Annotated in this window: 19 protein-coding genes; 7 read left to right on the top strand and 12 right to left on the bottom strand. The window is 71.2% G+C overall.

The window, feature by feature from the left end; all coding sequences use genetic code 11:
• Positions 1 to 23 precede the first annotated feature (23 nt).
• Positions 24 to 1952, top strand: a complete 1929-nt coding sequence (locus QE359_RS06085; RefSeq protein ID WP_309778246.1) for a lectin-like domain-containing protein — start codon at positions 24 to 26, stop codon at positions 1950 to 1952.
• Between the two features lie 151 nt (positions 1953 to 2103).
• On the opposite strand, the gene QE359_RS06080 is transcribed toward QE359_RS06085, so the two are convergent.
• Entirely contained in the window at positions 2104 to 2523 is a 420-nt protein-coding gene (locus tag QE359_RS06080) for a DUF3151 domain-containing protein (RefSeq protein ID WP_071294394.1), read from the bottom strand.
• A 288-nt stretch (positions 2524 to 2811) separates the two neighbouring features.
• Here QE359_RS06080 and QE359_RS06075 point away from each other — a divergent pair, with 288 nt between their 5' ends.
• Positions 2812 to 4380 carry an ABC-F family ATP-binding cassette domain-containing protein gene (locus QE359_RS06075; protein ID WP_309778245.1) on the top strand — a complete coding sequence of 523 codons (1569 nt, stop codon included), beginning with the start codon at positions 2812 to 2814 and terminating at the stop codon, positions 4378 to 4380.
• 21 nt (positions 4381 to 4401) lie between these two features.
• Here QE359_RS06075 and QE359_RS06070 read toward each other — a convergent pair whose 3' ends face one another.
• From QE359_RS06070 to QE359_RS06020, 11 genes are all read right to left on the bottom strand, one after another.
• Positions 4402 to 5097: an SDR family oxidoreductase gene (locus QE359_RS06070; protein WP_092384992.1), complete on the bottom strand. Its 696-nt coding sequence runs from the start codon at positions 5095 to 5097 to the stop codon at positions 4402 to 4404.
• Positions 5098 to 5203: 106 nt separating this feature from the next.
• On the bottom strand, positions 5204 to 5692 hold the full coding sequence (locus tag QE359_RS06065; RefSeq protein WP_309778243.1) for a VTT domain-containing protein: 489 nt from the start codon (positions 5690 to 5692) through the stop codon (positions 5204 to 5206).
• 36 nt (positions 5693 to 5728) lie between these two features.
• The gene (locus QE359_RS06060; RefSeq protein ID WP_309778242.1) at positions 5729 to 6760 is read right to left on the bottom strand and encodes a YihY/virulence factor BrkB family protein; all 1032 of its coding nucleotides are present in this window, start codon (positions 6758 to 6760) and stop codon (positions 5729 to 5731) included.
• Between the two features lie 4 nt (positions 6761 to 6764).
• Complete coding sequence (locus QE359_RS06055; protein WP_070417102.1) at positions 6765 to 7283, bottom strand: hypothetical protein; 519 nt, start codon at positions 7281 to 7283, stop codon at positions 6765 to 6767.
• A 187-nt stretch (positions 7284 to 7470) separates the two neighbouring features.
• Entirely contained in the window at positions 7471 to 8514 is a 1044-nt protein-coding gene (locus QE359_RS06050; RefSeq protein WP_309778241.1) for a Gfo/Idh/MocA family oxidoreductase, read from the bottom strand.
• Positions 8515 to 8584: 70 nt separating this feature from the next.
• Positions 8585 to 9511 carry a prenyltransferase gene (locus QE359_RS06045; protein ID WP_070417104.1) on the bottom strand — a complete coding sequence of 309 codons (927 nt, stop codon included), beginning with the start codon at positions 9509 to 9511 and terminating at the stop codon, positions 8585 to 8587.
• On the bottom strand, positions 9508 to 9888 hold the full coding sequence (locus tag QE359_RS06040) for a lycopene cyclase domain-containing protein (protein WP_071294389.1): 381 nt from the start codon (positions 9886 to 9888) through the stop codon (positions 9508 to 9510). Before QE359_RS06040 ends, QE359_RS06045 begins: the two co-directional genes overlap by 4 nt.
• A complete protein-coding gene (locus tag QE359_RS06035; RefSeq protein WP_309778239.1) occupies positions 9885 to 10226 on the bottom strand; it encodes a lycopene cyclase domain-containing protein in 342 nt (113 codons plus the stop codon). The genes QE359_RS06040 and QE359_RS06035 overlap by 4 nt, the downstream gene beginning before the upstream one ends.
• Positions 10226 to 11857, bottom strand: a complete 1632-nt coding sequence (crtI, locus tag QE359_RS06030; RefSeq protein WP_309778238.1) for a phytoene desaturase family protein — start codon at positions 11855 to 11857, stop codon at positions 10226 to 10228. The genes QE359_RS06035 and crtI overlap by 1 nt, the downstream gene beginning before the upstream one ends.
• Positions 11854 to 12786: a phytoene/squalene synthase family protein gene (locus QE359_RS06025; RefSeq protein WP_309778237.1), complete on the bottom strand. Its 933-nt coding sequence runs from the start codon at positions 12784 to 12786 to the stop codon at positions 11854 to 11856. The genes crtI and QE359_RS06025 overlap by 4 nt, the downstream gene beginning before the upstream one ends.
• A complete protein-coding gene (locus tag QE359_RS06020; RefSeq protein ID WP_071303425.1) occupies positions 12783 to 13841 on the bottom strand; it encodes a polyprenyl synthetase family protein in 1059 nt (352 codons plus the stop codon). The genes QE359_RS06025 and QE359_RS06020 overlap by 4 nt, the downstream gene beginning before the upstream one ends.
• 21 nt (positions 13842 to 13862) lie before the next feature.
• On the opposite strand from QE359_RS06020, the gene idi reads away from it, so the two are divergent.
• From idi to mmsB, 5 genes are all read left to right on the top strand, one after another.
• Positions 13863 to 14405: an isopentenyl-diphosphate Delta-isomerase gene (gene idi / locus QE359_RS06015; protein WP_070417109.1), complete on the top strand. Its 543-nt coding sequence runs from the start codon at positions 13863 to 13865 to the stop codon at positions 14403 to 14405.
• Positions 14406 to 14689: 284 nt separating this feature from the next.
• Positions 14690 to 15739 carry a magnesium and cobalt transport protein CorA gene (locus QE359_RS06010; RefSeq protein ID WP_070417110.1) on the top strand — a complete coding sequence of 350 codons (1050 nt, stop codon included), beginning with the start codon at positions 14690 to 14692 and terminating at the stop codon, positions 15737 to 15739.
• 130 nt (positions 15740 to 15869) lie between these two features.
• Positions 15870 to 16892 carry a LacI family DNA-binding transcriptional regulator gene (locus QE359_RS06005; RefSeq protein ID WP_070417111.1) on the top strand — a complete coding sequence of 341 codons (1023 nt, stop codon included), beginning with the start codon at positions 15870 to 15872 and terminating at the stop codon, positions 16890 to 16892.
• A gap of 435 nt (positions 16893 to 17327) precedes the next feature.
• Positions 17328 to 18851 (top strand): multiple monosaccharide ABC transporter ATP-binding protein, encoded by a 1524-nt coding sequence (gene mmsA / locus QE359_RS06000; protein ID WP_175473765.1) that lies wholly within the window; start codon positions 17328 to 17330, stop codon positions 18849 to 18851.
• Positions 18848 to 20140 carry a multiple monosaccharide ABC transporter permease gene (mmsB, locus tag QE359_RS05995; RefSeq protein ID WP_070417112.1) on the top strand — a complete coding sequence of 431 codons (1293 nt, stop codon included), beginning with the start codon at positions 18848 to 18850 and terminating at the stop codon, positions 20138 to 20140. Before mmsA ends, mmsB begins: the two co-directional genes overlap by 4 nt.
• The last annotated feature ends 35 nt before the right edge of the window (positions 20141 to 20175 follow it).

The following is a 20175-nucleotide window of genomic DNA, read 5'->3' as shown; positions in this document are numbered from 1 at the left end:
TCTCCACCAGCAGAGAGGACCCCATGCACAGCACTCCCAGGCGCGCCGTCGCGAGCGCCGCCCTGACCGCCCTCGTGGTGGTCGGCGGCGGCCTCGCGACCGCGGTCGCCACGACGTCCCCCGCGCACGCGGTCGCGCCGTTCCCGGTCACCGACCCCTTCGTCGGCCTGCCGGTCGGCACGACGATGCCCGCCGGCTGGACCCGGATCGCGACGGACGACGGACAGGCAGCGATCGTCGACCACGGTGCCGCCGGACGGTGGCTGCGGCTGACCGACGACACGAAGCGGGTGAGTTCCGCCGTGTACAACGAGTCGCCCTACGACTCGAGCCACGGCCTCACGGTCGAGTTCGACCAGCGGATGTGGAGCACGACGGACACCGGGTACGCCGACGGGATCGGGTTCTTCCTGCAGGACGCCGCCGTCCCGCTCGACGCGATCGGGCCGGTCGGTGCCGGCCTCGGCTACCACGACGGCACCCGTCCCTGCGAGGAAGGCCTCGACGGCGGGGTGGTCGGGATCGGGTTCGACCGGTTCGGCAACTTCGCGCGTCCCGACGTCGTCCCGAACGCGATCACCGTCCGGGGTCCGGAGCGCGAGTGCTACCCGGTCCTCGCGACCACCGGGGACCTCGGCGACGGGTTCCTCGAAGACCGCGAGACCACGGCCGAGGCGGCCACGCACCGTCACGTGCAGATCGATCTGCTGCCGACCGACGCCGGCGGGATCCGGGTGCTCGTCGCGATGTCCGAGCCGACCGATCCCGGCGCCGACGCGGGCGAGCTGCGCGAGGTCGTCAGCGCCGACCTCCCCGCCACGGCGCTGCCGGAGCAGGTGCGGTTCGGCTTCAGCGCATCGACCGGGGGCCGGACGCAGTTCCACGAGATCCGGAACCTGCGGGCGACGCAGCCGACCGACGTCGTCACGACCGCCCACGCGCTGACGAACGCGCCGGTCACCCCCGGCGAGGACGTCGCGTTCGAGCTGCGGACGGTGAACGACGGGCCGGCGACGATCGGCGGAGCGGTCGCCGCCGTCGCGCGCACGGTGGCGGTGACCGAGGGACTGCCGCTGACGGACCTGCGGTGGACGTGCCGTGCGGAGGACGGGGCGACGTGCGGCGCCGCTGCGGGACAGGGGACGGTCGCCGCCGACTGGTCGGGCCCGCCCGGCGGTGCGGTCACGATCACGGTGCGGGGGACGGTGCCGGTGACGACCCGCTCGGGCCTCCACACGATGCCCGTCGAGAGCGTCACGGACTTCACGACCGACCGCCTCGACGCAGCCCGCCCCGCGATCGCGCTCGACGGTTCGGTGACCGACGTCGAGCTGTCGAACAACGCCGAGCGGACCGCGTTCGAGGTCGTCCTGCCCGAGGCCGTCGCGGTCGACGACGAGGGCACGACGAAGCAGGGTGAGCCGGTGACGATCCACGTCCTCGGGAACGACCCGCTCGACGGGAGCTCGGCGGACCCGGACTCCCTGCGCTTGAGCGGCGACGGGATCGAGGGGGCGGAGCTCTCGGCAGACGGCAAGCGGCTCCGGGTCCCCGGCGAGGGCGTCTGGACGGTCGAGGGCGTGCAGGTGACGTTCACCCCGGAGTCGTCGTTCTCCGGACCGGCGACGGCGGTGCGGTACCAGGTGACGACGCACGCGGGGCAGACCGTGGTGGCGGTCGTCCGGGTCGTCGTCGAGCCGGTCGAGTCGGTGGTCGTACCGCCGGGCACGGGCGCGGGCGGCGGCGCGGGACCGGGCGCTGCCTCAGGCGCTGGTGACCGCGGGGCGTCCGACGCCGTGGCCGAGCGGGCGAGCGCGCAGGGCGTGCTGGCCTTCACGGGCGTGTCCGGGCCGGCCGTCCTCGTCACCGTGGCCGTTGCGGCGCTGCTGCTCGCCGCGGGTGCGTGGGTGCTGCTCGCGCGGCGGCGCGGCGCGACCGCGGTCGCGCGCTAGCCGCCGGCGGCTCGCCGCGAGGCGGCGCGGCTCGCACAACGGAAGTCACCTCGAACCAGGCGGAAGCGTGGTTCGAGATGACTTTCGTTGTGCGACGGCCGGGCGCGCCAGCGCGAGCGCGCGGGCCGCGGGGCGCGGGGCGCGGGGCGCTCTACGCGCTCAGCGCCGGGATCGCCGCCGGGTCGGACGCATCGAGGAACTCCGTCAGCCGCTCGGGCTCGCCCGGCTCCTCGATCGCCGAAGCCGCCCGCCGCAACGCGAACAGCGCCCGCAGCACGCCCCGGTTCGGCTCGTGCGACCACGGCACCGGCCCGGCGCCGCGCCAGCCCGCCTTCCGCAGCGCATCGAGCCCACGGTGGTACCCCACCCGCGCGTAGGCGTAGGACTCGAGGGTCGCCCCACGCTCCCACGCCTCGTCGGCGAGCAGTGCCCACGCCAGGCTCGACGCCGGGTGCGACACGACGACGCTCGCGACGGGGGCGTCGGCGGCGAGGGCGGCGGTCACCTCCGGCTCGGCGGGCAAGAGCGTCTCGGGGTTCGCGGTCGGGTTCGGCAGCAGGTTCTCCGGCATGCCCCCAGCCTGTCACGGCTCGAGGGCCTTGCGCGGCGCGAGACTCCCGGCGTACCGTAGGCGGGTCCTCGTCGTCATCGCGAGGCCACCGGTGCGGGACGACCGACCGGCGGTGCGGGTGGCGGTCACGCAGGGCTCCCCGACGGAAGTGGACGAATTGCTGTCGATCACCGGATCTGCTCAGCCCTCGCGCTGACACCGTGATCGTCGCGCCCCGTCGGGCGCTCCGCCCTCCCGTGGCGGGTCCGGTGTCGTGCGCCCAGCATCGACCACCGGGGAGGCACCCGTATGCCCATCAATCCGTCCGTCGTCCTGAACGACCTCAGTTTCGCCTGGCCCGACGGCACCGTCGCGCTGAGCCACCTCACCACCGCCTTCGGCCGTGGCCGGACCGGCCTGGTCGGGAGGAACGGTGCCGGCAAGTCGACCCTCGTCCGGCTGGTCACGGGTCGGCTCCACCCCACGTCGGGCACCATCACGACATCCGGCCCCGTCGACCACCTGCCGCAACGCCTGCAACCGCAGAACGACGACGCGGTCGCCGACCTCCTGCGCATCCGTCCGACCCTGACGGCCCTCCGCGCGATCCTCGGCGGTGACGCCGCTCCGGAGCACTTCGACGCCGTGGGCGACGACTGGGACCTCGAGGAACGTACGGCTGCGGCGCTCGACGGCATCGGCCTCGGCGCCGACCTCGAGCGTCCGGTGAGCACCCTGTCCGGAGGCCAGGCCGTCCTCGTGGCGGTCGCCGGCATCCGGCTGCGGGGGCTCCCGATCGCGTTCCTCGACGAGCCGACGAACAACCTCGACCGCCGTGCGCGAAGCATGTTGCTCGACATGGTCGACGACTGGCCGGGCACCCTCGTCGTCGTCAGCCACGATCGCGAGCTCCTGGAACACGTCGACGAGGTCGCCGAGCTCCGCGCGGGCGGCATGACCGTGTTCGGCGGGACCTTCAGCGCCTTCGAGGAGCACCTCGCGGTGCAGCAGGCCGCCGTCGAACGCGAGGTCCGGGTCGCCGAGCAGCGACACCGCACCGAGAAGCGGCAGCGCATCGAGGCCGAGACGAAGATCGCCCGTCGGGCCCGGGCAGGTCGCAAGTCAGCCGAGAACATGCCGAAGGGGTGGTCTGACGAACGACGGAAGCACGCCGAGCAGACCGCCGGGCGCTTGCGCGCCGGGTACGCGGGCGACGAGGCCGCAGCGCTGACCGCCAAGCACGATGCCGAAGGACGGCTCCGTGCCGACGAGTCCATCCACGTCGAGCTCCCCGACCCGGACGTGCCGGCGTCGCGGCAGATCGCGACGATCACGCTGCGCGGGCGGGCGACGATCGTGCAGGGTCCGGAACGCATCGCGGTCGCCGGGGACAACGGCCTCGGCAAGACGACGCTGCTCGAGCAGCTCGTCGGGGTCCCCGGAGCGCGGGCGCACCCGTTACCCGACACGACTGCGGTCCCGCACGTGGACCGCATCGGCTACCTGCCGCAGCGGAAGGACTCACTCGACGACGCGCTGTCGGTGCTCGAGAACGTCCGGCGGGATGCCCCGCACGTCCCGCCGGCGGAGGTGCGGAACCGGCTGGCGAAGTTCCTGGTCCGCGGGGACACCGTCGACCGCCCGGCCGGCGCGCTCTCGGGCGGGGAGCGGTTCCGGGTGGCGTTGGCGAGCCTCGTGCTCGCGGATCCGCCGCCGCAGCTGCTGGTGCTCGACGAGCCGACGAACGACCTCGACCTGACGAGTGTCGACCAGCTCGTGGACGCGCTCCGGGCGTACCGCGGGGCCCTCGTGGTGGTCAGTCACGACGAGACGTTCCTCGACCGCCTCGACCTCACCACGAGGATCGAGCTCCGCTGACCCGCCCCTGGCCGCAGCGGGTCAGCGCCGCCGCGTCGGCCGGATCGCCAGCGACTCGATCGTGCCCCGCTCCGGCAGGTCGACCACGGTCCGGACGGCGTCGGCCACGTCCGAGGGCGCGAGGTAGTAGTCGGTGTCGTAGTCCTCGCCGAGCTTCTCGGTCAGCGCCCGCTGCATGTCCGAGTCCGTCCGGCCCGGGTGCACGCTCGACACCCGGACGCCGTTCGCCCGTTCTTCTTCCCGCAGGGCATCGGCGAACGCCCGCAGCGCGAACTTCGACGCCGCGTACACGCCACCGCCGGGGCCGGAGTGGAACCCGGACCCGCTGTTGATCGGCACGACGATGCCCCGCGCCGCGCGGAGGGCCGGGAGGGCGAGCCGCGTCAGCTCGGCGACCGCGAACACGTTCGTGGCGAAGACCTGCTCCCACACCTCGCGCGGGGTGTCCGCGACGGTCGTGCCCTGCTCGACCCCGGCGGAGTGCACGAGGACGTCGAGGCGCTCCGGCAGCGGCGGGAACTCGCCCGCGCCGAGGTCGCCCACGAACGGCGACGCGCTGGGCAGCTCGGCGACGAGCGCGTCCACGGCGGCGGCGGTCCGGCCGCCGACGAGCACGTGGTGCGTGCGTCCCAGGTCGAGCGCGATGGCCCGGCCGATCCCACGGGTCGCGCCCGTGACGAGTGCGGTCGGACGGACGGGAGGCGCGGTGTCGGTCATGCGCACCACCCTACGGAAGCCGCGGGGCGAGCTGGCACCGCGCCTCCTGGACTGTGGAGAACCGGACGACGGCCGCGGGGCGGGCCGACACCGCGCCTCCTGGCCGTCAGACCCGGGACGTGTCCGCGGCGAGACGGCGACGACGCCGGACCGTCCACACGGCGACCGAGGCGGCCGCCGCCAGCACGACGAGCACGATCACGCCCCACGGCGACCCCGCGAAGGCCGCGAGCACCGCCCAGAACAGCGCGATCCCCACCGTCGCGTACACGAACGCCCACGCCACGCACCCCGGGACCATCGCGATCGTGTACCGCCACCACGGCACCCGGGCGATGCCGGCGGCCGCGTTCATGATCGTCTGCAGCCCCACGGTGAGGAAGCTGACCGTGACGACGGGCAGCCCCCAGCGGTCGAGCAACGCAGAACCCCGTCGGACCGCCGCCGAGTCGAGCCAGCGGCCCCAGCGGGACCGCGCCGCGCCGGTGACCGCGAGCCGTGCCAGCCAGTAGGTCGCCTGCGCGCGGCAGACCACCACGACGAAGAGCGCGAGGACCAGCCACCAGAACGGGAGCCCCTCGAGGAAGGACGGCACGGGCGAACCGTAGCGACCCCGACCGGGAATGTCCCGTCAGCGGCGGTCGGCGTCCTCGCGGATCTTGATGCCGTCGAGGACGTCCTGCGCGCGCTTCTCGTCCTGCTTCTCGATCTGCCGGGTGTCGCGTTCGGGCAGCTGGATGTCCTCCTCCGCACGGATGCCGGCCTGCAGCTGCCGTCCACGCTCGAGCTCGGCGTCGAACTCCGCGCCGAAGAGCAGCGCGTTGTTCGTGATCCACACCCACAGCAGGAAGACGATCACGCCACCGAGGGATCCGTACGTGGCGTTGTAGTTCGAGAAGTTCCCGACGTAGAAGCCGAACCCGACGCTGGCGACGATGAGGATCAGGATGGCCAGGATCGACCCGCCGCTCACCCACCGGAACTTCGGCTGCTTGACGTTCGGCGCCCAGTAGTAGAGCACCGCGACGACGATGATCGCGATGACGAGCAGGATCGGCCACTGCACGATGCTCAGGACCGTCGCGGCGGCGTCGCCGAGGCCGATCACGTCGCCGAAGCTGCGGGCGAGCGGGCCGGACACGAGCGCGAGCAGGCCGAGGACGAGCAGGACGACGGTGAAGAGCGTGACACCGAGCATGGTCGGGCGGAGCTTCCAGATCGGACGCCCCTCGCGGACGTTGTAGATCCGGTTCATCGCGCGGCCGAACGCGCCGACGTACCCGGAGGCCGACCAGAGCGCACCGACGACACCGATGATGAACGTGATCGGCGCCGCGGGCGAGCGGACGAGTCCTTCGATGGGGTCCCGGAGCAGGCTGACGACCTGTTTGCCCCCGATGTTGTTCACGAGGTCGAGCAGCGTGTCGATCGTCTTCTTCGGGTCGGACACGAGCCCGAGGATCGACACGACGGCCAGCAGACCGGGGAAGAGCGCGAGCACGGTGTAGTAGGTCAGGCTCGCGGCGAGGTCGGTGCACTGGTCGCTGGAGAACTCGCGGAGCGTCTTCTTCAGCGTGTAGACCAGCGTGGGCTTGGTGAGGTCCGCCGGGCTGTCGGGCTTGCGGGGGTCGTCGGGTTCGGGCTTGTGCTGCTCGCGTGCCACGGGACTACCCCCTCGCCTTCAGTGCCTGCTTCGAACGCTTGGCGGCCTGCTTGCGGTTCTTCGTCGCCCGGCGCTGGACCGCGGCGATGCCGGCACGCTGCTTGACGCGTGCGCGGTGCTGCGGGTCGCGTTCGAGCGACTCCTCGGCGGCCTTCGCACGGGCCTTGCGCCCCTTGCGTCCGGGCTGGCTCTGCTCGGCGGCGCCCGGGCCGTCGCCACCACGGGCCCCGAACGGCAGCAGCGCGGTGAAGGCCGACGACGCGGGCGGCTCGGCGAGGTGGCCGGCGGGGTTGTTGCGGATCGCGATGCCGACGACGATCGCCGCGACACCCGCTGCAGCGGTCACGCCCATCGCCACGAGCGGGGTGGGGTCGCGGTGCCAGCGCTGCTTGGTCTTCGCGATCGCCAGGCGGGTGCGCGCCGGGATGTCCGCACGACGACGGATCTCGGTCACGGTGTCCGTGATGCCCTCACGTGTGCGGACGTTCGCGAGTTCGAGCTCGGGGAGACTGTCCTTGGCCATTCCCCATTTCGTACACGCTCGGGCCGGGGTCGTGTCCAGCCCCGGGCGTGTCCCGCGCACGGCGGACGCGGCCGGCGGCGTGCGGTGGGCGCGACCGGACGGCGGCCTGGAGGCGCGGGTCGGGCCCGCACCGCGCCTCCAGTCCGTGCCGCCGGAGCGACCGACCCGTGGGCCGGCCCGCAGGGCGTCAGGACGGGACGACGACGTCCTCGGGCAGGCCCGACGCCGCGGAGCGGCCCGCCGCCTCCATGAGCGCGAGGCTCCGCAGGTTGTCGCGACCGCTCGTCGCCGGCGCGGGACCACCGGACACCGAGCGCGCGAACGCCTGCAGCCCGCCCTGCCGATCGGTGTGCGCCATCGTCGGCAGCTCGACCGCCTCAGCCTCGTCGTCCTGCGTCCGGCGGACCGTCACGCGGTCCCCGGCCACCGCGTTCGGCTCCCCCGAGCGGCTCGTGAACCACAGTTCGCCGTCCTCGCCCTGGATGCTCCACTCGCCGGCCCAGGCCGTCCGGGGGCCGCGCGAGAGCCAGCTGCCGCGGTAGCTGACCACGAGGCCGTCGTCGAGCTCGATGATCATCGAGGCGACGGCTTCGTCCTGGTACTTGCTGTACGACGGGTACGACGACTTCGCGAACACGCGGACGGCCTCGCGACCGGTGATCATCCGGAGGAGGTCGAAGTGGTGGATCGCCATGTCGTTGATCATCGCGTGCGGGAACCGGTAGTGCGGGTGCTCCTCGAACGCGAGGTCGTTGTCCCACTGCCGGAAGTCGACGTTGATCGCCGAGAGCTCGCCGACGGTGCTCGCGGCGAGCAGGTCCTGCACGACCCGGGGTGCGGGGTACCAGCGGTAGTTCTGGCTGACCTGCAGCACGAGCCCGAGCTCCTCGGCACGACGGACCGCGGTGACGGCCTCGTCCGTGGTGTTGGCGAAGGGCTTCTCGACGAGGACGTGCTTGCCGGCCTCGAGCGCCTCGAGGGCGAGCGGCACGTGCGTCACGGCGGGGGCGGTGATCACGACGGCATCGGCTTCGACCCCGGCGAGCGCCTCGGTGAGGGACGCGAACGCCGCCGACTCCGGCAGGCCGAGGTCCGAACGCACGGCGTCCAGTGTCGCCAGGACCGGGTCGACGATCCCGACCACCTCCACTTCGGTGACCTCCGGGATGGCGGTGCGGGCCCAGTTGCCGCCCCACCCTCCGAGACCGACGTGGATGATCCGGACCGTCATGCGTGCACTCCTTCGTGGCTGGCGCCCCACGACTCCCGCGGCGCGTGCGTCCAGTCTGTCAGGGCACGGGTCAGTGCGTGAACGCGTACGCGATGAGTGCCATCGTCACGATGAACCCGGCGAGGTAGTTGATCCAGAGGAACCGCTTCCACCCGGCGTTCGCGGACTCGGCGCCCGCGTCGGTGACGTTCCACCACGGCAGCACGTTGAGGGCGTACGGCACGACGACGATCGCGGCGATCGGACCAGGGAACGCCGAGAACAGCAGCGCGACGCCGGCCACGAGGTACGCCACGAACGCCAGGCGCACGGTGGCGCGGGCACCGATGACGGTCGCCACGGAGCCGATCCCACCGGCCCGGTCGGCGAGGACGTCCTGCACGGCACCGAACGCGTGCGACGCCACGCCCCACAGGAAGAACGCCACGCACACGGCGACGAGCTGCCCGGTCCAGTGCGGGCCGGCGAGCGCCAGGCCGTAGATCGCCGGCGACACGAAGTGGGTGCTCGACGTGAGCGAGTCGAGGAACGGCTTCTCCTTGAAGCGCAGCCCCGGTGCCGAGTAGGCGATGACGGCGAACACGCTGATCGCGAGGACGAGCCACGACCACGGCCCGTTGCCGGACACCGCGCCGAGCACGACGAGCGCGACCAGGAACGGCACGTTCGTGACGACGACGGCCCACAGCGTGGTGCGGTGCACGCTCTTGTCGAGCAGGGCACCCTCGACCCCGCCCTTGCGCGGGTTCCGCAGGTCGGACTCGTAGTCGAAGACGTCGTTGATGCCGTACATCGCCAGGTTGTAGGGCACGAGGAAGTACACGACGCCGACGAGGAACGCGACGAGCGAGAACCCGCCGCCGCCCTCGACGCCGACCCCGCTGCCGAGCAGGTACGCGGCGCCGAACGGGTAGGCGGTGTTCACCCAGCTGATCGGCCGGGACGACACGAACAGGGCGCGCAGGGTCGACGGCCTGGAGGCGGTGCTCGCGTTCATCGGGTCGGTTCCTCTTCGTGGGATGGCCGGGTGGGTCGGTCGAACAGGACCCACAGGCTGGGGAGCAGCACGATCGCGGCGATCGAGTACGCGAGGTCCTCGACCGGGATCGCCCCGATCTTCGCACCACTGATGAGCGCCGGGTCGTACGCCACGATCCGCAGCGTCACGATGACGTTGTCGAACACGATGGTCATGACGAGCAGCGCGATGCCGGCGACGAGCCCGGTCACGAGGGCGATCCGCCGGCCGGTCGGTGCGCGGCGGCCCCGGGCACGAGCACGTCGTGCGGCGACGACCCCGGCGGCGACGGCGACCACCGCGACCGCGGCGAAGAACGGCAGCGCGAGCAGGGCGTACGCGCCGGAGCCGGTCACGATCGGCTCCGCTCGGCCCGCCGCAGGCCCCGCGCGACGAGGGGCTGCACGAAGCCGACCAGGTTCATGGTCGTGTAGCAGAGCAGCAGGAGGAAGAAGAGCTCCTCGAGCGGGACGTCCGGCGCGAGGAGGACCCCGGTCAGCAGGTTCTGCGGCCCGATGAAGAAGATGCCGAGGGCGACCCCGATCACGTCCCACAGCAGGAAGAACGCGACGCCGACGACCATCACGGCCGCCGCACGCCACGGCGCCCGCCAGAAGAACAGGTGCAGCCGGGCGTCGAGGACGGTCATGCCGACGAGCGACACCAGCAGCCCGGCGAGGTAGAGCCCGGGCATCAGTCAGTGGCGCCGGGTCGCCGGAGCGGTGCCGGGAGCGGTTCGGTGCTGGTGTCCCCGTGGATGCGCTTGAGGAGCACCTCGGCGCTGATCAGGCACATCGGCAGCCCGATGCCCGGGATCGTCGAGGCACCGGCGTAGTAGAGCCCGTCGACCTTCGCCGAGGCGTTCTTCTCGCGGAAGAACGCGCTCTGCTTCAGGGTGTGCGCCGGCCCGAGCATCGAGCCGCTCCAGGCGTTGTAGTCGTCGGCGAAGTCCCGGGGACCGATCGTCCGGCGGACCCGGATCCGGTCGCGGAGGTCCGGCACCCCGGCACGCTCCGCGACGACGTCGATGGCGCGGTCGGCGATCCGCTCGACCTCGTAGTCGCCGGCACCGTCGATGCCGCCCTTGCCGATCGACAGGTCGGCGGGCAGCGGCACGAGGATGAACAGGTTGCTCGATCCCCGCGGGGCGACCGAGGCGTCGGTCTCCGACGGAGCGCAGACGTAGATCGACGCCGGGTCGGGGACGTGCCGGTCGGCACCGAAGATCGCGCCGAAGTTCGCCTTCCAGTCCTCGGTGAACACCAGCGTGTGGTGCAGCAGCCCCGGCACGGGCCCGTCGACGCCGAGGTAGACGAGCACGGCGCTCGGCCCCGGGTCGCGCTTCGCCCAGTGTGCGGCGGGGTACGTGCGGTGCTCCGCGTCGAGCAGCTGCAGCTCGGTGTGCCGGAGGTCGGCGGCGCTCACCACGAGGTCGGCGGGCGCCGTGTGCTGCGCGCCCGCGCGGTCGCGGTGGACGACACCGGTGACGTGACCGTCCTCGACGACGATCCGCTCGACCTTGGCGCCGGCGATGATCTTCGCGCCCTCACGGCGGGCGACGCGTTCGACGGCGGAGATGACCTCGGTGATGCCGCCCTTCGGGTAGAGCACCCCGTCGGCGAGGTCGAGGTGGCTCATGAGGTGGTACATGCTCGGCGCCGCGTACGGGCTCGTGCCGAGGAAGACCGCCGGGTAGCCGAGGACCTGCCACAGGCGGCGGTCCTTGACCGCGGACTCGGCGAAGGTGGAGAGCGGCTCGATGAGGAGGCGCGCGAGCTTCGGCAGCCGTCGGAGGACGTCGGGGGCCGCGAGCTTCGTGAGGTCCTGGAAGGTCGTGTAGAGGAACCGGCGGATCGCCATCGCGTAGGTGTCCTCGGACGAGGCCAGGTACTTCCGCATCCGTCTGCCGGCGCCCGGCTCGACGGACTCGAACAGGGCGATGTTCGCCTCCCTGTCGGCGCGGAGGTCGATCGGGTCGTCGTAGCCCTCGCTGTACACGCGGTACCCGGGGTCGAGCTTCTCGAGGTCGAGCTCGGCGTCGGCCGAGGTGCCGAGCAGCTGGAAGAAGTGGTCGAACACCTCGGGCATGAGGTACCAGGACGGGCCCGTGTCGAACCGGAAGCCGTCCTGCTCCCACGACCCGGCGCGGCCGCCGAGCTGCCCGCGCTGCTCGAGCACGGTCACCGAGAAGCCGTCCCGCGCGAGCAGGGCGGCGGACGCGAGTCCGCTGATGCCACCGCCGACGACGACGGCACGTCGGGCGGGCACCTTGCGCTTGGTCGTGGTGCCGGCGTCCTTCGGACTGGAGGCGCGGGGCGGGGTCACGCCGTGCCTCCCGTCCGGTGGTGGGTCGCGCGCGACCGCAGCGGCGCGCGTCCGGCGAGCACCTGCGCGGCCAGTCGGGCCTTCACCGGGTTCGGAACGCGCACCCGGGTGGTGACCAGGCGGTCGGCGGGCGTGGCGGCGATGCGGTCGTTGAGCTCCTGGAAGAGCGCGTGCGCGAGGCCGACGGCGTTCCGCGCGTCGGCCGGCAGCAGCCGGACGGTGCGGGCGGCCCGGTCGAGGTCGGACTGGACGTCGGCGACCAGCCGGTCCTTCGTCGCCTCGTCGAAGCTGCGGATGTCGACCCCCGGGAAGTAGGAGCGGCCGAGCACCTCGAAGTCGGCGTGCAGGTCGCGCAGGAAGTTCACCTTCTGGAACGCGGCACCGAGCGCTCGGGCGCCGTCGACGAGCACGGTGCCGTCGAACGTCGGCCGGCCGGCGCGGTGGACGAACGCACGCAGGCACATCAGGCCCACCACCTCGGCCGAGCCGTACACGTAGCGGTCGAAGGACTCCTGGTCGTGCTCGGTCCGCTCGAGGTCCATCCGCATCGAGGTGAAGAACGGCCGCGTGAGCTCCGGGCCGAACCCGGTGACCCGAGCGGTGCGGGCGAAGGCGTGCACCACCGGGTTGACGGAGAAGCCGAGCGCGATCGCCCGCTCGGTGTCGGCCTCGAGCTCGTCGAGGACCGTCCGGGCGAGGTCGTGGTCGAGTCCGGCCTCGGTCGCGGGCCCGTCGACGACCTCGTCGGCGACCCGGACGAGGGCGTACACGTTGCGGATGTGCTCACGCGTGTCCTTCGTGAGCAGCCGACTGGCGAGCCCGAAGGACGTCGAGTACCGGTCGATGACGACGCCCGACGCGGCCTCGGCCGTGGCGTCGTAGAGCGGGAGCCGGGTCGTGGGACGCGGCTCCGTTCGGCTGTGGCTCACCGGGCGCGCTCCACGAGTTCGGTCACGAGGGCCTCCAGGCGGTCGGCGAGGTCGTACGGCAGTCCGGCGAGCTCGGCACGGGCGAGTGCAGTGTGCTCGGCGATCCGCGATTCGGCGGCGGCCCGTGCGCCGCAGGTGACAAGGGTCGCACGGAGTTCGGCCGCGCGCTCCTCGCTGAGGTCCGGGTCGCCGAGGTACGGCGCGATGTCCGGCCAGCACTCGGTCGTCGCGGCGTGGGCGATCAGCATGGTGCGCTTGCCCTCGCGCAGGTCGCCGAGGACGGTCTTGCCGGTCGTGCCCTCGTCGCCGAAGACCCCCAGCAGGTCGTCGACGATCTGGTAGGCGATCCCGATCTCGCGGCCGAAGGCGCCGAGCGCCTCGACGATCGGTTCGGCGGCGCCGGCCAGCACCGCGCCGGACTGCAGGGGTGCCTCGAACGAGTAGACGCTCGTCTTCGCACGCTCCATCTGCAGGACCTCGTCCACCGTCGGCATCACCCCGAGGGCGAGGTCGACGTCGGTCATCTCGCCCGCGGCGCTGGCGAACACGGCCTCGTCGAGGAGCTCGAGCAGTCGGGCACGTCGGTCACCCGTGACGCCGGCCGACTCGATGAACCGGGGTGCGCCCGCGAGCGCCAGGTCGCCGGCGATGACCGCGGCGCTCATGCCGCGGTGCTCGGCGGTGGGCAGCGGCAGGCCGCCCGTCGTGCCGGTGTCGCGGAAGGACCCGGCGACGTTCGGCTGGCCGCGGCGCGACCAGTCGCGGTCGATGACGTCGTCGTGCACGACGAGCGCGGTGTGCAGCAGCTCGTACGCGGCACCGACGTGCGCGGCCGCGTGCAGGTCGTCGCCGCCGAGGCCGGTGTAGGCGGTGAGGACCATGCGCGGGCGGAAGCGCTTCCCGCCCATGCTCGCCTTGCGGAGCACCCGCCAGAGTTCCCCGGACGGTCGTCCGTACCGCTCGGCGCGAGCCGACGACACGGCGAAGAAGCGCTCGAGGCAGTCGTCGACGAGCGCGAGGTCGATGTGCGCCACGGTGGCCGCTTCCTCGCTCATTGGCCTAACCTATCGATGCAGATGACGACTTTCCCTGAATCCGTGGTGCTCCTGGCCGATGACCGTACCCCGATCGGTACGGCGGACAAGTTCACGGTGCACACCGACCACACGCCCCTCCACCTGGCCTTCTCGTGCCACGTGCGGAACACCGACGGCGACGTCCTGGTGACCCGTCGTGCGCTGTCCAAGAAGACGTGGCCCGGGGTGTGGACGAACACGTTCTGCGGCCACCCCGGTCCCGACGAGTCGTTCGAGGACGCGATCGCCCGACGGGCCTCGCGTGAACTCGGCATCACCGTCCGCGACGTCGAGCTCGTACTGCCGGACTTCCGGTACCGCGCCGTCGACGCCTCCGGGATCGTCGAGAACGAGGTCTGCCCGGTCTTCCGCGCAGTCACCGACGACGTCCCGGCTCCGGCCGACGACGAGGTCGCCGAGTACGCCTGGGTCTCCGAGGCTGCGCTGCGCGAGTCGGTCGCCGGTGCGCCGTTCGCGTGGAGCCCGTGGCTCGGGTGGCAGCTCACCGAGCTCGCGACGGCCGGTCTGCACATCACCCGCTGACCCCCACCGCGGGCCGCCGAGGCAGCGGTGTGTGAGCGTTCGTTCACTTGGCTCCGCCGACCCGACGGAGTAGGGTCGAGCGTCGGTCACGGGTGTGGCCACGAGGCTGCGCACCGCGGCCGACGGACCAGCAGAAGGGCAGGTGAGGCGCGATGTCGGGTGACCATTCTCGATCGGGCCGGCCGGCCCTGACGGTCGTCGCCGAGCCCGTTCGCTGAGCAACCCCTCCCCCGGACCACTCCGGGGTCACTTCGCGCCTGCCTGCTCCCGAGAGGAGCACGCACATGGCACTGATCGACAACGCGATCTACGTCGAGGGACGTCGCGTCGGGTCGCCGTCGACCCTGTCGCTCGCCACCGGGGGCGACCTCGCCTGGATCGGGCTCTTCCGCCCCGACGACACCGAGCTCGAGGCCGTCGCGACCGAGTTCGACCTGCACGAGAACGCGGTGGAGGACGCCCGCAAGGGACACCAGCGCGCGAAGCTCGAGCGGTACGGCGACACGCTCTTCCTCGTGCTCCGGCCCGCGTGGTTCGACACCACGGCCGAGACCGTCGAGTTCGGCGAGGTGCACCTGTTCGTCGGCGACCGGTTCGTGGTGAGCGTCCGGCACGCCGAGCGTCCCGACCTGGCGGCGCTCCGTGCCCGGGTCGAGGCCGACCCGGAGTTCCTCGCCCGGGGCTCCGAAGCCGTCACCGCCGCCGTGCTCGACGAGGTCGTCGACGGCTACGCCCCCGTGGTCGAGATCCTGCAGGACCACGTCGACGCCATCGAGGACCAGCTGTTCGCCGGGCAGGTCGACCCCGGCGTCTCGAAGCGGATCTACCAGCTCCTCAGCGAGGTCCTGGCCTTCCAGCGCGCCACGAAGCCGGTGCCCGCGATGGTGAAGGGGCTGCTCCGCGGCGCCGACAAGTACGGCGTCGACGACGAGGTCCAGCACCGCCTGCGGAACGTGCTCGACCACGCACTGCGGGTCACCGAGCGGGTGGACTCGTTCCGGGCCCTGCTCGAGAACGCCCTGACGCTGCACGCGACCCTGGTGTCGCAGGAGCAGAACGAGGCGATGCGCCGCATGACGAGCGCCAGCCTCGCGCAGGGCGAGGAGAGCCGCCAGCTCGCACGCGCCGCACACCGGCAGGGCGAGGAGGTCAAGAAGATCTCCTCGTGGGCCGCGATCCTCTTCGCCCCGGGACTCATCGCGGGGGTCTACGGGATGAACTTCGACCACATGCCCGAGCTCCACTGGCGGTACGGCTACCCGGTCGCGATCCTCGGGATGCTCGCCCTGATGGGCGTGCTCTGGGCGATCTTCCGCAAGCGCAACTGGCTCTAGGCACGTCCTGTACCCGGCCAGGCAGCGACGGCTCAGGTGGCGTGGACACTCGAGGCGTGCATAATGATCTGGCTCGGAATGTGAACGTGCACATGGGCGTGCCACGGCCCCGGGCAGGAAACGAGTAGCAATGGCGTCGACGCGGGCACAGCAACCGCGGTCGCCCAGCATCCGCGACGTCGCGCGGGTTGCCGGTGTGTCCCACCAGACGGTGTCTCGGGTGCTCAACAACTCGGACGCGATCCGGGCCGAGACCCGCGACCGTGTCCTCGCGGCGATGGAGCAGCTGCAGTACCGGCCGAACCGTGCCGCACGGGCACTGGTCACCAGCCGGACGCGGACGATCGGTGTGCTCACCGCGCAGCGCTCGCACTACGGGCCGGCCGTGACGATGCAGGCGATCGAGGACGCCGCGGTCAGCCGCGGGTACTCCGTGACGACGGCGAACATCGCCGAGCCGACCGACACCGCCGTCCGCGACGGCCTCGGGCACCTGCTCGACCAGGACGTCGAGGGGATCGTGGTCATCGCGCCGCAGCAGCGGGTGTTCGACCTCATCGAGGAGCTCGGGATCCGGACGCCGTACGTCACGATGCGCTCGAGCGTCGGCGAGGACCCGACCGCGCTCTGGGTCGACCAGATGGAGGGCGCTCGGCTCGCGACGGCGCACCTGCTCGACCTCGGGCACGAGTACGTCCGGCACATCGCCGGACCGCAGGACTGGATCGAGGCGGACGCCCGGATGCAGGGCTTCCTGCGCGAGATGTCCGACCGCGACATGCCCGTCGTCCCGCCGATCCTGGGCGACTGGTCCGCAGACTTCGGGTACCACGCCGGCCGGGAGCTCCTGCGCTGGCGGGACTGCACCGCGATCTTCTGCTCGAACGACGCGATGGCGCTCGGGGTGGTGCACGCCGCACGCTCGTACGGCCTCGACGTCCCCGGGGACCTGTCGGTGGTGGGCTACGACGACATCCCCGAGGCGAAGCACTTCTGGCCGCCGCTCACGACCGTGCAGGTGGACTTCGCCGAACTCGGCCGACGGTGCGTGGACCTGCTCCTGCCCGGCGACGACGACGCCGTCCTCCGGCCGATCGACATCGTGCCCCAGCTCGTGGTGCGCGGCTCCACGGGCGCCCCCCGCAAGCGCTGAGCGCCGCGTCGGGCGCCCATGCGGGGTGGGCGCGCCCGTGTGCAGACGGGAGGCGCGGGGCGGCGCCGACCCGCGCCTCCAGGCCGTCATCGACCCACCCGGGTACCCCAACGCGGGGGACGTGCGGTGCCCGGTTCCGCCAGATCACGCGGCCCGTTACACAAACGCGACCAAACCGAATTGACAGGCGCGCCGATCGCGTGCGTAGTATTACCTCCGTTCCGCCGATGTGAACGGTCACATGACCGTCACGACGCGGATCTCCGGACGCGACAACGAAGTCCACACAGACCTCCTGTGCCTTCGCTGCCGCTCGCAGAACCACCCGAAGGACTGCCGCATCGCAGCGGCAGAAGGAGATGCACCGTGGCGTCAACCCCGATCGACACCGGCCTCGAGACCCGGTCGATCACCGCACCCGAGACGATCCTCGAGATGCGCTCGATCACCAAGGAGTTCCCTGGTGTCAAGGCGCTGTCCGACGTCTCGCTCAGCGTCCGTGCCGGCGAGATCCACGCGATCTGCGGCGAGAACGGCGCCGGCAAGTCGACCCTCATGAAGGTCCTGTCCGGCGTGTACCCGTACGGCACCTACGACGGCGAGATCGTCTTCGAGGGCGAAGAGGTCCGGTTCAAGGACATCAAGCAGTCCGAGCAGTCCGGCATCGTGATCATCCACCAGGAGCTCGCGCTGATCCCGGAGCTCTCGATCACCGAGAACCTGTTCCTCGGCAACGAGCCGGGCAAGTTCGGCGTCATCGACTGGACGAGCGCCCAGCTCCGCGCACAGGACCTGCTCGCCCGCGTCGGCCTCGCCGACGACCCGGACACGCAGATCAAGAACATCGGCGTCGGCAAGCAGCAGCTCGTCGAGATCGCCAAGGCCCTGCACAAGGACGTCAAGCTCCTCATCCTCGACGAGCCGACCGCGGCGCTCAACGAGAACGACTCGCAGCACCTCCTCGACCTCATCGTCGGGCTGAAGGCCAAGGGCATCTCGAGCATCATCATCAGCCACAAGCTGAACGAGATCGAGCAGATCGCCGACGAGATCACGATCATCCGCGACGGCAAGACCATCGAGACGCTGAATGTCAAGGGCGACGGCGTCAACGAGGACCGCATCATCCGCGGCATGGTCGGCCGGTCGCTCGAGAGCCGCTTCCCGGACCGCACCCCGAAGATCGGCGAGACGTTCTTCGAGGTCCGCGACTGGACCGTCCAGCACCCGCTCGACTCCTCGCGCCTGGTCTGCAAGGGCTCGAACTTCCACGTGAAGCGCGGCGAGATCGTCGGCTTCGCGGGTCTGATGGGCGCCGGCCGCACCGAGCTCGCGATGAGCATCTTCGGTCGCTCCTACGGCACCTGGCTCGGCGGCCAGATCATCAAGGACGGCGAGGAGATCAAGGTCACCAACGTCCAGCAGGCGATCGAGCACGGCATCGGCTACGTCTCCGAGGACCGCAAGGCGCTCGGCCTCAACCTGCTCGACACCGTCAAGCGGTCGACCGTCGCCGCCGACCTCCAGAAGATCTCGAAGGCCGGCGTCGTGGACTCCCTCGAGGAGTACAACGTCGCCGAGAAGTACCGGAAGCTGCTCCGCACGAAGGTGCCGACCGTCGAGGAGAACGTCGGCAAGCTCTCCGGCGGCAACCAGCAGAAGGTCGTCCTGTCGAAGTGGATGTTCACCGACCCGGACATCCTCATCCTCGACGAACCGACTCGCGGCATCGACGTGGGCGCCAAGTTCGAGATCTACGGCATCATCCAGCAGCTCGCAGCCGAGGGGAAGGGCATCATCCTCATCTCCTCCGAGCTCCCCGAACTCCTCGGCCTCTCCGACCGGATCTACACGATCTTCGAGGGCCAGATCACGGCCGACATCCCCTCGGAACAGGCCGATCCAGAAACGCTCATGCGCAGCATGACCTCCGCGCGGAAGGGCGCTCTCGTCTCATGAAGAACCTGAAACTGCTGTTCGGCAAGGGCAACAGCATCGGCCAGTACGGCATGATCATCGCGTTGATCGCGATCGTGATCTTCTTCTCGATCACGACCAAGGGCCTGATCCTCGAGCCGACGAACGTCATCAACCTGTTCCTGCAGTACTCCTACATCCTCATCCTCGCGCTGGGGATGGTGATGGTGATCATCGCCGGCCACATCGACCTGTCGGTCGGTTCGGTCGCGGCGTTCGTCGGCATCATCGTCGCGCAGTCGATGTCCGTGTGGCACTGGCCGGCGTGGGCCGCGATCATCCTCGGCCTGGCCGTCGGTGCCCTCGTCGGTGCCTGGCAGGGCTTCTGGGTGGCGTTCGTCCGGGTCCCCGCGTTCATCGTGACGCTCGCCGGTCAGCTCATCTTCCGCGGTGCGAACCAGATCATCGGTCAGTCGACCTCGGTGCCGACCCCGGACTCGTACAACGCCATCGGCGCCGGCTACCTCGGTGACTTCGGCCCGGACTTCGGGTACTCCAACGGCACGCTGCTCATCGGTCTGGCCACGATCATCGCCCTGATCGTCATCGAGGCCCGCGGCCGCTCCCGCCGCAAGAAGATGCAGGCCGAGGTCCCGCCGCTGTGGGTGTCGATCGTCCGCACGGGCGTCCTCGTCGCCGTCACGCTCGTCGCGACCTACCTGTTCGGCGCCGGCCCCGTCGGTACCTCGATCCCGATCGTCGCGATCATCCTCGGTGTTCTCACGATCATCTACGGCTTCATCACGAAGAACACGATCTTCGGTCGCCAGGTCTACGCGGTCGGCGGAAACGCGAGCGCCGCGGTGCTCTCCGGTGTCAGCGCCCGCAAGGTCAACTTCTTCGTCATGGCGAACATGTCCGTGCTCGCCGCGGTCGCCGGCATGGTGTTCGTCGGCTACTCGAACGCCTCGGGTCCGGCTGACGGCACCGGCTGGGAGCTCGACGCGATCGCCGCCGTGTTCGTCGGTGGCGCCGCGGTCGCGGGTGGCATCGGCACGATCTCCGGGTCGATCATCGGTGGCCTCGTGATGGCGCTCCTGTCGAACGGCCTCCAGCTCATGGGCATCGAGTCGAACAAGGTGCAGATCATCCGTGGTCTCGTCCTCCTCGTCGCGGTCGCCTTCGACGTCTACTCGAAGTCCCAGGGCCGCCCGTCGCTCATCGGCGGCATGATGCGGCAGTTCCAGAAGAAGGACACCGAGCAGAACACGGTGGCAGCCCAGCAGCCGCAGTCCATCCAGGACCAGCCGGACAAGGTCAACACCCAGTAAAGACGTGGCGCCCCGGGCTCCCGGGGCGCTCGAAC

This window comes from Curtobacterium sp. SORGH_AS_0776, from assembly GCF_031453355.1.
Lineage (GTDB): Bacteria > Actinomycetota > Actinomycetes > Actinomycetales > Microbacteriaceae > Curtobacterium.
Note: the sequence above shows the minus strand (reverse complement) of the source record. Positions and strands in the feature narration are given on the sequence as shown.

What these genes read in the sequence shown, in the direction of transcription:
- QE359_RS06045 (WP_070417104.1), bottom strand. Translation starts at nt 9,511, where the DNA reads ATGAACGCGAGCACCGCCTCCAGGCCGTCGACCCTGCGCGCCCTGTTC.
- QE359_RS06070 (WP_092384992.1), bottom strand. Translation starts at nt 5,097, where the DNA reads ATGACCGACACCGCGCCTCCCGTCCGTCCGACCGCACTCGTCACGGGC.
- QE359_RS06080 (WP_071294394.1), bottom strand. Translation starts at nt 2,523, where the DNA reads ATGCCGGAGAACCTGCTGCCGAACCCGACCGCGAACCCCGAGACGCTC.
- QE359_RS06005 (WP_070417111.1), top strand. Translation starts at nt 15,870, where the DNA reads ATGGCGTCGACGCGGGCACAGCAACCGCGGTCGCCCAGCATCCGCGAC.
- QE359_RS06010 (WP_070417110.1), top strand. Translation starts at nt 14,690, where the DNA reads ATGGCACTGATCGACAACGCGATCTACGTCGAGGGACGTCGCGTCGGG.
- QE359_RS06075 (WP_309778245.1), top strand. Translation starts at nt 2,812, where the DNA reads ATGCCCATCAATCCGTCCGTCGTCCTGAACGACCTCAGTTTCGCCTGG.
- QE359_RS06085 (WP_309778246.1), top strand. Translation starts at nt 24, where the DNA reads ATGCACAGCACTCCCAGGCGCGCCGTCGCGAGCGCCGCCCTGACCGCC.
- QE359_RS06050 (WP_309778241.1), bottom strand. Translation starts at nt 8,514, where the DNA reads ATGACGGTCCGGATCATCCACGTCGGTCTCGGAGGGTGGGGCGGCAAC.
- mmsA (WP_175473765.1), top strand. Translation starts at nt 17,328, where the DNA reads ATGCGCTCGATCACCAAGGAGTTCCCTGGTGTCAAGGCGCTGTCCGAC.
- QE359_RS06035 (WP_309778239.1), bottom strand. Translation starts at nt 10,226, where the DNA reads ATGCCCGGGCTCTACCTCGCCGGGCTGCTGGTGTCGCTCGTCGGCATG.
- idi (WP_070417109.1), top strand. Translation starts at nt 13,863, where the DNA reads ATGACGACTTTCCCTGAATCCGTGGTGCTCCTGGCCGATGACCGTACC.
- mmsB (WP_070417112.1), top strand. Translation starts at nt 18,848, where the DNA reads ATGAAGAACCTGAAACTGCTGTTCGGCAAGGGCAACAGCATCGGCCAG.
- QE359_RS06020 (WP_071303425.1), bottom strand. Translation starts at nt 13,841, where the DNA reads ATGAGCGAGGAAGCGGCCACCGTGGCGCACATCGACCTCGCGCTCGTC.
- QE359_RS06055 (WP_070417102.1), bottom strand. Translation starts at nt 7,283, where the DNA reads ATGGCCAAGGACAGTCTCCCCGAGCTCGAACTCGCGAACGTCCGCACA.